The 10,667-nt window shown below is 65.8% G+C and carries 8 protein-coding genes and 1 pseudogene; 5 read left to right on the top strand and 4 right to left on the bottom strand.

All coding sequences use genetic code 11. From position 1 onward, the window contains the following. Positions 1-310: pseudogene (locus HCZ97_RS20135) on the bottom strand (ABC transporter permease); the annotation flags it as partial. 340 nt (positions 311-650) lie between these two features. On the opposite strand from HCZ97_RS20135, the gene HCZ97_RS20130 reads away from it, so the two are divergent. Both HCZ97_RS20130 and HCZ97_RS20125 read left to right on the top strand, forming a co-directional pair. Beyond that, complete coding sequence (locus tag HCZ97_RS20130) at positions 651-1,670, top strand: ABC transporter ATP-binding protein (protein WP_167690904.1); 1,020 nt, start codon at positions 651-653, stop codon at positions 1,668-1,670. Further along, positions 1,667-2,668: an ABC transporter ATP-binding protein gene (locus tag HCZ97_RS20125; RefSeq protein ID WP_167690903.1), complete on the top strand. Its 1,002-nt coding sequence runs from the start codon at positions 1,667-1,669 to the stop codon at positions 2,666-2,668. Before HCZ97_RS20130 ends, HCZ97_RS20125 begins: the two co-directional genes overlap by 4 nt. 23 nt (positions 2,669-2,691) lie before the next feature. Here HCZ97_RS20125 and HCZ97_RS20120 read toward each other — a convergent pair whose 3' ends face one another. Next, positions 2,692-3,069 carry a RidA family protein gene (locus HCZ97_RS20120; RefSeq protein ID WP_167690902.1) on the bottom strand — a complete coding sequence of 126 codons (378 nt, stop codon included), beginning with the start codon at positions 3,067-3,069 and terminating at the stop codon, positions 2,692-2,694. Between the two features lie 71 nt (positions 3,070-3,140). On the opposite strand from HCZ97_RS20120, the gene HCZ97_RS20115 reads away from it, so the two are divergent. The 3 genes from HCZ97_RS20115 to HCZ97_RS20105 all read left to right on the top strand — a co-directional run bounded on the left by HCZ97_RS20115 (position 3,141) and on the right by HCZ97_RS20105 (position 7,964). Further along, positions 3,141-4,439, top strand: a complete 1,299-nt coding sequence (locus HCZ97_RS20115) for an FAD-binding oxidoreductase (protein ID WP_167690901.1) — start codon at positions 3,141-3,143, stop codon at positions 4,437-4,439. Positions 4,440-4,552: 113 nt separating this feature from the next. Then, positions 4,553-5,731 (top strand): pyridoxal phosphate-dependent aminotransferase, encoded by a 1,179-nt coding sequence (locus tag HCZ97_RS20110; RefSeq protein ID WP_167690900.1) that lies wholly within the window; start codon positions 4,553-4,555, stop codon positions 5,729-5,731. Between the two features lie 643 nt (positions 5,732-6,374). Then, a complete protein-coding gene (locus HCZ97_RS20105) occupies positions 6,375-7,964 on the top strand; it encodes an ABC transporter substrate-binding protein (RefSeq protein WP_167690898.1) in 1,590 nt (529 codons plus the stop codon). A gap of 147 nt (positions 7,965-8,111) precedes the next feature. On the opposite strand, the gene HCZ97_RS20100 is transcribed toward HCZ97_RS20105, so the two are convergent. Together HCZ97_RS20100 and HCZ97_RS20095 are read right to left on the bottom strand one after the other, a co-directional pair. Beyond that, on the bottom strand, positions 8,112-9,245 hold the full coding sequence (locus HCZ97_RS20100; RefSeq protein ID WP_167690897.1) for an aminotransferase class V-fold PLP-dependent enzyme: 1,134 nt from the start codon (positions 9,243-9,245) through the stop codon (positions 8,112-8,114). A 202-nt stretch (positions 9,246-9,447) separates the two neighbouring features. Further along, complete coding sequence (locus HCZ97_RS20095) at positions 9,448-10,164, bottom strand: GntR family transcriptional regulator (protein ID WP_167690896.1); 717 nt, start codon at positions 10,162-10,164, stop codon at positions 9,448-9,450. Positions 10,165-10,667 lie beyond the last annotated feature (503 nt).

Genomic DNA, 10,667 nt, shown 5'->3' with positions numbered 1-10,667 from the left:
CCAGCGCCAGCTCCACCGTCGCCGGCACCCGTTCAGAGATCACGTCGGCCACGGGGCGCTGCGCCTTGTAGGACATGCCGAAATCCCCGTGCAGCGCATCGCTGACGAAGGCGGCGTAGCGCAGCACGTAGGGCCGATCCATGCCCAGATCCTCGCGCAGGGCCTCGCGGGCGCTTTCCGGGGCATCCAGGCCCAGGATCGCCGTCACCGGATCCCCGATGACATTCCCAAGCTGGAAGGCCACCAGGCTGACGACGAAGATCACCAGCAAGGCGTGCCCGAGGCGGCGCAGAAGATAGAGTGCAGACATGATCCGTCTTTCGTTCGTGTTCCGGCGGCGCCCGGGGCCGGGCGCAGCCTGTGGGATTAGGGGGCAGCGACCCCGAGGGCAGTGAGGGCGCGCGGATCGCAGGCCAGCGGCGCTGTCGCGCCTGCATGGTGCAGGGGTCCCGCCGATGCCGGGCACGCCGGGGCATCCGGCAGCTTCAGTCCGAAAAGCTGGGTCGTCTGGGTGTTCGGCACGGGAATCTCCTGTTCACCCCTGATCATTGCATAAAAGATCGTTTGATCAAACCTTATTTACTTTTCCCGCCGGAAACGCCAAACATCAGGCAACCGAACCGATGAAAAGACCGACAGGGGCCTTTGACATGACAGCGCCAGACACCGCAGCAAGCAGCTGTTCCGAAACGGGAAACACCGTTCTTTCCGTCCGCGGACTCAGCGTCGAGCTGGCTCGCGGCAAGCAGAGAATCCCCATCGTCCAAGATGTCTCCTACGACCTGCGCGCCGGAGAGATCCTGGGAATCGTCGGCGAATCCGGGGCGGGAAAGTCCATGTCGGGCAATGCGATCACCGGGCTTCTCAAGCCGCCGCTGCATTGTTCGGCAGGTGAGGTCCGGCTTGACGGCATGCGGATCGACAGCCTGAATGCGCGCGAGATGCAGCGCATTCGTGGCAAGCGGATCGCCATGATCTTCCAGGATCCGCTGACCTCTCTCAACCCGGTCTTCACCATCGGCGCCCAGCTTGTCGAAACGATCGAACGCCACACGGACCGCCACGGCAAGGCCGCCTGGGCCCAGGCACAAAGCCTGCTGGAGCAGGTCGGCATTCCCGCCGCCGCGGACCGGCTGAAGCAATATCCGCATGAGTTTTCCGGCGGCATGCGGCAACGGGTCGTCATCGCCCTGGCCCTGGCCGGTGAACCCGATGTGCTGTTTGCCGACGAACCGACCACGGCGCTGGATGTCTCCATCCAGGCGCAGATCATCGCCCTGTTCAAGACGCTCTGCCGCGAAAAGGGTCTGGCCGCCGCGCTGGTGACCCATGACATGGGCGTCATCGCCCAGGCGACGGACCGGGTCGCGGTGATGTACGCGGGCCGGATCGTGGAAACCGGCCCCACCGCCGATGTGCTCAAGGCCCCGCGCCATCCCTATACCTCGGCCCTGATGCGCTCCATCCCTGAGGTCGGGCACCGCCAGGCCCGCCTGCCGCAGCTGAGCGGGACGATGCCGCGCCCCGGCAGCCTGCCCACGGGCTGCGCCTTTGCCCCGCGCTGCGATTTCGCAACCGCCGCCTGCGCAAGGGAAATTCCCCAGATGGCCGGCACCGCCGGGCATCCCGCCGCCTGCCTGCACCCTCTCGACCAGAAGGCCACGACATGACCGACACCCTCCAGCCGAAACCGCCCCTGCTTGAGGTCGCCGGGCTGAGCCGAACCTATGGCGGCGGCCCCAGCTTTCTGCAGAAACTGCTCAAGCAGCCGCCCCGCCGGGTCAGGGCCGTGCGCGAGGTCGACTTTCGCCTGCGGGCCGGGGAAACCCTGGCGCTGGTGGGCGAATCCGGGTGCGGCAAATCCACCGTGGCGCGCTGTGTCGCCGGGCTGGAAGCGCCAAGCGCGGGCTCCGCGCGCTACCGCGGCGAGCAGATGGAAAACATCGCGCGCCATGCCCTGCCCGCCCGCAAGGACGTGCAGATGGTGTTCCAGGATCCCTATTCCTCGCTCAACGCGCGCTGGCGGGTCGGGGATTCCATCGCCGAACCGATGAAGGTCCTGGGCGTAGAGACCGACCCGGCGAAGATCACCCAACGCGTGAACGAGCTTCTGGTGCAGGTGGGCCTGTCCCCCGAGGATGCAGAGAAATACCCCCACGAGTTTTCCGGCGGGCAGCGCCAGCGGGTCGCCATTGCCCGCGCGCTGTCGACCCGGCCCAAGGTGATCATCTGCGATGAGCCCACCTCGGCGCTGGATGTCTCGGTCCAGGCCCAGATCCTGAACATGCTGAAGGACCTGCAGGAGGAATACGGCATCTCCTACCTGTTCATCACGCATGACCTTGGGGTGGTGGATCACATCGCGGACCGCGTGGCGGTCATGTACCTTGGCCGGATCGTCGAAATCGGGCCGCGCGACGACATCTTTGCCAATCCGCGCCATCCCTACACGCGGATGCTGCTGGAGGCCGTGCCCTCGCTCGAGGTGTCACACGCCATCGCGCCGCCGCCGCTGGGCGAACTGCCCGATCCGGCGAACCCGCCGTCGGGCTGCCCGTTCCGGACCCGCTGCATCCATGCCCAGGACCGCTGCGCGCAGACCCTGCCGGAGCTCAGCGATACCCATGACCACCGCGTGGCCTGCCTGCGGGCGGAGGAGATCGCGTGATCGCGACCCCCTCCTCCGTTTCGTCACTTGGACAGGCGTGCCGTCACTTCGATCTCAAGCTTGATCTCGTCGTTGACGAAGCCGCAGGTGACCGTGGTGTTGGTCGGGCGCGGGTCCTCGAAGACGGTGCCAAGGTGCTTGGCGATCGGCAGGATGTCCTCGCGCCGCGCCACGTAGACGCGCAGCGAGACGATGTCCTTCAGGGTGCCGCCGGCCTCTGCCATCGTGTCGGAGATGATCTCCAGCGCCTTGACCGTCTGGGCCACGGCGTCATCGGGATCGACCTCGCCCGCGACGTAGCCCGCGGTGCCGGAAATGAAGACCCATTCGCCATCGACGATGGCGCGGGAATAGCCGCCGATCTTTTCAAAGGGTGAGCCGGATGAAATTGCGTAGCGCACGTTCGTCTCCTTGGGATTGTTTGATCAAACGATCATTGCTATAAATCAACTCGAGTTTCAAGGAAAAGCCGATGACCATGCCGAAAGCCCCGAACCAGGACACGCTCTGGCGCCGCACCGCGCGGACGCCTTTCGTGACCTCGGCCGACCTGCCGGACCGGGCCGATGTCGTGATCGTCGGCGGCGGCTTCACCGGGCTGACCGCCGCGCGCCACCTGGCACGGGCGGGCAAATCGGTCGTGGTGCTTGAACGGGCGGCGCTTGGCGAAGGGGCCAGCGGGCAGAACGCGGGCTTCGTGGTGCCGAACTTTGCCCTGATGGATCCCCCCGCCGTGATCGCCAAGCTGGGCGAGGACCGGGGCGGCGCGCTGCTCGACCTGGTCAGCACCGGGGCCGATGCGATCTACCAGACGATTCGCGACGAGGGCATCACCTGCGACGCGGAACAGCCCGGCTGGCTCAACCCCGCGGCCACCCCGGCCGCCGCGCAGCTGCTGCGCCAGCGGGCCGACCACTGGCGCGCGCGCGGCCGCCCCGTCCGCTTCCTGGAGAAGGAAGAGATCCGCCAGCAGACCGGCATGGCGATCTACGAAGGCGCGCTGCTGGACGAAAGCGGCGGCACCCTGCACCCGCTGGATTACCTGACCGGCCTGGCCCTGGCGGTCGAACGCCACGGCGGCAAGGTCATCGAACATACCCCTGTCACCGCCACGCGACAGGACGGCGACGGCTGGGTGGTGACCACCCCCGCCGGCCAGCTTCGGGCCGGGGCGCTGCTGCTCTGCACCAATGCCTTTACCGAAGGCGCGGCAGGCAAGCTTGGGCGCACCACCGTGCCCCTGCGTGTCTACCAGGTGGCGACGAAACCGATCGACGCCGCCACGGTCGCCCGGATCTCTCCGGACCGGCGCCCGGTGGGCGACACGCGCAAGAACCTGTTCACCTACCGGCTGGACCGGGACAACCGGCTGATCTCCGGCGGGATGGCGGCGCTGCCCTGGGGCGCCAAGGCGCGGCTTGGCACCGCCATCGTCGCGCGCCTCGCGCAAGAGCTCTCCCTGCCCGAGGTGCCGGAAACAGAGGTCGTCTGGACCGGTGTCGCGGCACTGACCCCGGATTTCCTGCCCCGCCTGCACAGCCTGGGGCGCAATGGCTATGCCGGGATCGGCTGCAACGGGCGCGGCATCGCGCTGACCGCCCAGCTGGGCCGCACCCTGGCCGATGCCGTGCTGGCCGGCAGCGCCGAAGGGCTGCCCATCCCGCACCGCACCGCGCGCCGCATTCCGCTCCATGGGCTGACCCCCGTCGCCGCCTCTGCCGGCCTGATCAAGGCCCGGCTGACCGATGCATTCTCTTCGTCGAAAGACTGACATGCGCAGACCCGATGCCCTTTCCCACGACATAAGCACGCAGCGCCCCCTTGCCGAAGGGCCACGGCGCGCCGCCACCCCCCATTTTCACTATCTTTGAGTACGGATCAGACATGAAACACCTTGCCAAGCGCATCACCCAGACATCCCCGAAATCCTTCGGCATGTTCCAGAAAGCGTCCATGTCCGGCCGCGAAGACCTGATCCACCTCGAAGTGGGCCGCCCCTCTGCCGACACGCCCCAGCACATCAAGGATGCCACCATCCAGGCGATCCAGGACGGCCACGTGCATTATTCCGACCTGCGCGGCCTGCCCCATGTGCGTGAGGCCCTGGCCGAAAAACTGAAGGCCAAGAACGACCTCGACGTGGGCGCGGACCGCGTCATCGTCACCAACGGGCTGACCCATGGCTCCTACGCCGCGATCATGGCCTTCCTTGATGACGGGGACGAGGCGATCCTGCTGGAGCCCTACTACCCGCAGCATATCGGCAAGATCGAACTGGCCGGCGCCGTGCCTGTGCTGGCCCAGCTGGACGCCGCCGATGACTTCCGCATCGACCCCGCCGCGATCGAAGGCAAGATCACCGAGCGCAGCAAGATGATCGTGCTGATCAACCCCTGCAACCCCACCGGCCGCGTCTACAGCCGCGAAGAGCTTCAGGCCCTGGCCGACCTGGCCATCAAGCATGACCTGATCGTCGTCTCTGACGAGGTCTACGAAGACATCCTCTTCGACAAGGCCGAGCATATCTCGATCGCCTCTCTGCCGGGCATGGACGAACGCACCATCACGCTCTTTGCCTTCACCAAGAGCTACGCGATGGACGGCTGGCGGCTGGGTTACATGGTTGCCCCCGAAGCGGCCATCGGCGCTCTGCTGAAAATCACCGCCAATGACGTGACCCATGTGAACACCTTCATCCAGGAAGGCGCACTTGCGGCCGTGAAGGGCGATCCCTCGGTACTGCAGGGCCTGATCGACGAGGACGCAGAGAAGCGCCAGCGCGTCGTCTCGCGGCTGAACCAGATGCCCGGCATCACCTGCACCTGGCCCCAAGGCACTATTTACGCCTTCCCCGATGTCTCCGGCACCGGCCTGAATTCGCAGGATTTCGCGGACCGCCTGCTGGATGAAACCGGCGTCGTGGTCGAGGCCGGCAGCTTCTACGGCGAAACCGGCGAAGGCCACGTGCGCGTCTGCTTCGGCTCCGTCTCGCTTGAAGACATCGACGAGGCGATGAACCGCCTGCAAAGCTTCGTCGGCACCCTCTCCACGGTCGAGGCATGACAGAGATCTTCGGAAGCCTCGCGGCCCCCGCCGCGCGGGCTTCCGGCGGCAGATGCACCCCGGTGCCTCTGCTCCCCCCGGCGGATGCCAGGGCCCGGCCACTGACGTGCCGGTGCCGCGCCGCCTGAGAATTTTTAGGAACCTCCCTGAACTAAAGGCGGCTTCGGCCGCCTTCTTTTTTTGGGCCGAAGGCCGGAGGCGCAGGGCGATTCTTTCCCGCATTTGCCCGTCGGGACGCCGCCTCCTCAGAGGGCGATTTCGCCCGACAGGCCCAGGAAAGCGTCAGCCGCCGCCTCCGATTTGTGCCTGGGCCCCTCAAGGGGCGGGATCGGGGCCGCGGCGGCCCTTTCGGGGCGCCAAAACTCTTTACATGCAGGAAGGCATATGATCACTTGATCAAGCGATCAATGAGCAAGGCCAGCATGACCGACCCGCAACAGACACTGCCCCTGACGGCACCCCTGACCGGGAGGTCCCGCCCCGCGCGCGCTGAACGCGGCCGCTTCCTGGCCCCTGCGAACTGCGTCACCGCGCGCAAGGGCCCGCCGATCGCAAGGACCGCCGGCCCCCGCCTGCCGGCCGATCCCAAACACGCCTGACAGTCCGCCCCAACCGGACATGCCCCTTCAACAGAGAGGACCCCATGAAGAAACTCCTGATGGCCTGCGCCACCGCAGCGCTCTGCACGTCGATGGCCGCGGCCCCCGCCCAGGCAGAGACCTTCCGCTACGCCGGCCCGGTCTCGCCCCTGACCTTCGACCCCCATGCCACCAATGATTTCACCACCATCGCGGTGCTGAGCCAGTTCTACGACACGCTGCTGGCCATCGGCCCGAACATGGAATCCCTGCCCGGCATCGCGACCGAATGGGAATCCGTGGACGAAAGCACCTGGCGCTTCACCATCCGCGATGACGTGACCTTCCACGACGGCACCGCGCTGACCCCCGAAGACGTGGCCTTCTCCATCGAGCGTGGCCGCAAGTCCGGCTATTACGGCGCGCTCTTCGGCAAGATCACCAGCGCGACGGTCAGCGGCGACAACACGGTCGATGTCACCTCTTCCCTGCCCGACCCGATCCTGCCTGAGAAGATGATCCGCATGTTCATCTTCTCCAAGGCCTGGCTGGAAGAGCATGACGCGGTCGAGATCCCCGACCTGTCCGCCGATGTCGCCGCCTATACCGTGACCCATGAAAACGGCACCGGCCCGATGAAGCTGGTCTCTCACAAGGCCGACGTGGAAACCCGTATGGAGGCCTTCGATGGCTACTGGGGCGAGGTCACCGGCAACGTGACCGAGGCGATCTACACGCCGATCTCCGCCGCGCCGACCCGCATCGCCTCCCTGCTCTCGGGCGAGGTCGACGCGATCACCAACGTCCCGCTGCAGGATATCGAACGCCTGGAAGCCAACGATTACACGATCACCACGGCCCCCCAGCTGCTGTGGATCCAGCTTGAGATGGACGGCTCCCGCGATGTCGCGCTGGAGGTCTTCGACAAGGACGGCACCCCGCTTGAGACCAACCCCTGGAAGGACGTTCGCGTGCGCCAGGCCGTTGCACAGGCCGTGAATGCCGACGCCATCGTCGAACGGCTGCTGCGGGGCCGGGCCCGCGTGATGGGCGAAGCCACCATCCCCGAGATCGGCGGCTACCAGCCCGACATGGACGATCACTGGCCCTATGATCCCGAAGCCGCCAAGGCCCTGCTGGCCGAAGCTGGCTACCCCGATGGCTTCCAGACCTCGATGAACTGCCCCAACGAGCGCTACGTGAACATCGAAGACGTCTGCCGCGCCGTCAGCTCCATGCTGGCCCGCGTCGGGATCGACGTGAAGGTGAACTCCATGGCGTGGCCGGAATTCGCCAAACTGCTGGTGCAGGGCCCCAGCTCGTCCTTCCATGCCATCGGCGTCGCCTCTGTCTGGGACACGCAGGATGCCTTCCTGTCGATCATGAAGACCCGCGACACCGAGGCCGGAGAGGGCTTCTTCAACTGGGCGCTCTGGTCGGATCCTGAGTTTGACGCCATCACCGACAAGCTGCGCGTGGAATTCGATCCGGAAACCCGCGAGGCGCTCTACCGCGAAGGCCTGAGCCTGGCGAAGGAACGCGTCAACGCGGTCTACCTTTACCAGAACCAGCTTATCTGGGCAGCCCGCCCCGGCATCGAAGGCACCATGCGCTCTGACAGCGTGCTGAACCTGACGACGCTGACGGTGGAGTAAGGCCGCAAGGATGCCGGGGCTTATCCCCGGTCCCGGCACCTGACGGCCAGAGGGCCCCGCGCTTCGGCACGGGGCCCTTGTTCATGGGGCAACGCAAAACGGCGGCCCAGGGGCCGCCGCTTGCCTGCGCTTTTTCGCATCAGCGGATCAGACTTCGGCCTTCTGGCCCAGCATGGAGGACAGGCACTCCGTCAGGCGGGTGACCTCTTCCATGCCGGTCACGATACCCGGCGACAGGCGCAGCACGCGGCCGCGCGCATCGGTGTGCAGCGCCTGGGCCCGCAGGCTGTTGACCACCTCTGTCGCATCCATGCTGTCGGGCAGTTCGACCATCAGGCTGCCGCCGCGTTGCGCCGCATCGGCCGGCGACAGAAGCCGCAGACCCGATCCGGCGATCCAGTCGGCCAGCTCAGCGCCCTTGGCGGCATTGTCGGCGGCCAGCGCCTCGAGCCCGGTGTCGCGCACGAAGTCCAGCCCCGGCAGCGATCCGATGGCCGGCAGGACAGAGGGCGTCCCATTGCCGAAGCGCCGCGCATCGGGGGCGAATTCAAAGGCATCCAGGTCCCAGCTGAAGGGGTTCTGCTGGCTGAACCAGCCGCGCAGCTCCGGCGTGCAGCGCGCGATCAGCTCTTGCGTGGCATGGATCACGGCCGCCCCGCTGACCCCGCAAAGCCACTTGAGCGACGAGCCGATGGTGAAATCGGCGCCGATGGCCTGGCAATCATAGCGCGCGATCCCGATCCCTTGGGTCACGTCGATCCCGGTCAGCGTCCCCATCTGGCGACCATGGGCCACCAGCCGCGCCACGTCCGACCGGTGAGAGCTGGTAGAGGTCACCCAGGTCAGGATCGCCACGCGCACATTGCCGTCCCAGGCCGCCAGCATCTGCTCATCGCTGACCCAGGCCTCTCCGGCGGCGGCGGGCACGGTGACCAACTCTCCGCCCAGGCGGCGGATCGTCTCTGCCAGAAGGAAATGCAGCGAGGGGAAGCAATCCGCCGCGATCAGCACCTTGCCGCCGCGCACCGTCGCTTCCGGCAAGCCGCGCAGGATCGTGTAAAGCGCCGAGGTGACGCTTTCGGCCTGCGCCACGCTGCCTTCGCCCGCGTTCAGGATCGCGCGCCAGCCTTCCAGGAATTTGCACTGCTGCTCAAGCGCATAGCCCCATTGCCCATCGTCTTCCCGGCCCCAGGCGGTGGCGAAGCGGTTCAGCTCCGCCGCGATACGCTGCTGCTTGTCGGGGAACATCCCGATGGAATGATAAAGGAAGTATCCGCTCATGCGTTTCACCCAGATTTCATGACCTTATCGGCGGGATCCAGAGACCTGGACGCCGTCGCATATTATTTCATGTTTAAATCATTTCGGGGACATCAGAGAAAGCACCTCTCTGTCCCCGCCCTCTGGCTGTGGCCAATATGATCCGCAAAAACGGGACCAGCGCAGGCCCGTGCGGGCGCTCCGGCTAGGCCGGGACTGCGACCTAGTCCGCGGCCTCGGCGTTGGCAGAGAGTTCCTCATCAAGGAAAGTCAGCAGCAGATCCCGCGTTGCGCGCACATCTTCTGACATTGCCTGGGTAAAGGCCGCCTTGTCACCTGCTTCCCAGGCGGCCAGCATCGCTTCATGATGGGCGGTGTAGCCGGTCTTGTAGCTGCCGCGCAGCAGCTCTCCCATCTTTTCGGACAGGAAGCGCACGTAGGGACCGCTGCGCAGCCAGAGGTTCTCGATCTGGCCGAACAGCACGTCATTGTCCGCGGCGGCATAGATATGGAAGTGGAAGGCCCGGTTGACCGCCAGCATCTCCACCACGTCACCGGTTTCCCCGGTTTCCTTGTGGCGTAGCAAGTTGGCCCTCAGCTCTGCCATGTCAGAGGCCGTCAGGTTGTCAAAGGCGATCTCCGCCGTGGCCGGTTCCAGGATCATCCGCGCTTCGCAGATCTTGGTCAGCTCCCGCATCTCCAGCGGCGGCACGATCGCGGTCCCGGTGGAAGAGATCTTCAGCGCATTCTCCGCCGCCAGGCGGCGCAGGGCCTCACGCACCGGCATATGGGAGGTGCCGAAGCTCTTGGCCAGCGCGGGGATGGTGAACCCCTGCCCGGCCTCGAAGGCACCGCTGACCAGGGCCTTGCGCAGCTGGTCATAGACCTGGTCCTGAACGGTCTGGCGCGACTTTACGGGCTTGAACGAGGTGTTTTTCATGGGTTCCGACAGTTTTCAGCTTTGCCAAACACGCGGTCAGATCCTTGGGGCCCCGCGCGGCCAGCGCGTATTAAGCGTAAGGTTGGCTGGAAAGACAACCGCTAAACCGCCCGTTCCCGCCCCGGAACCCCAGGGAGGCGGCTTCCCGGAAGCAACCGCGCCAGCCCTGGCCGGTTGCATGAGCCGCCCGGTGACTGCGCCTTCCCCGGCCTCTTCCGTGGCAGAGAGTTGGGCCGGGTGAGCGCCCTCGTCTTTGGGCGACGTGTTTAGGGTGTATTTGTTAAGATTTCTGTTTTGTATCGTTCGGGTCGCACCGACGTAATACCGACGTGTTACCGACGTTATACAGATGCGGGACCGACGGAGTTTTCTGGGGGCTTAGGGCGGTCGCTTTGGCGCGCTCTTTGGGTCTGTTTTGCCATTGTCCGAACGCAAGAAAGCCCCGGTCATTACTGACCGGGGCTTTTTTGTTTGTTTGTATCGTTTTGGATTTTTTCTAGGTC

Source organism: Pseudooceanicola sp. HF7 (assembly GCF_011806405.1).
GTDB lineage: Bacteria > Pseudomonadota > Alphaproteobacteria > Rhodobacterales > Rhodobacteraceae > Pseudooceanicola.
The sequence above is the reverse complement of the archived record's forward strand: the minus strand, read 5'-3'. Positions and strand labels throughout refer to the sequence as shown.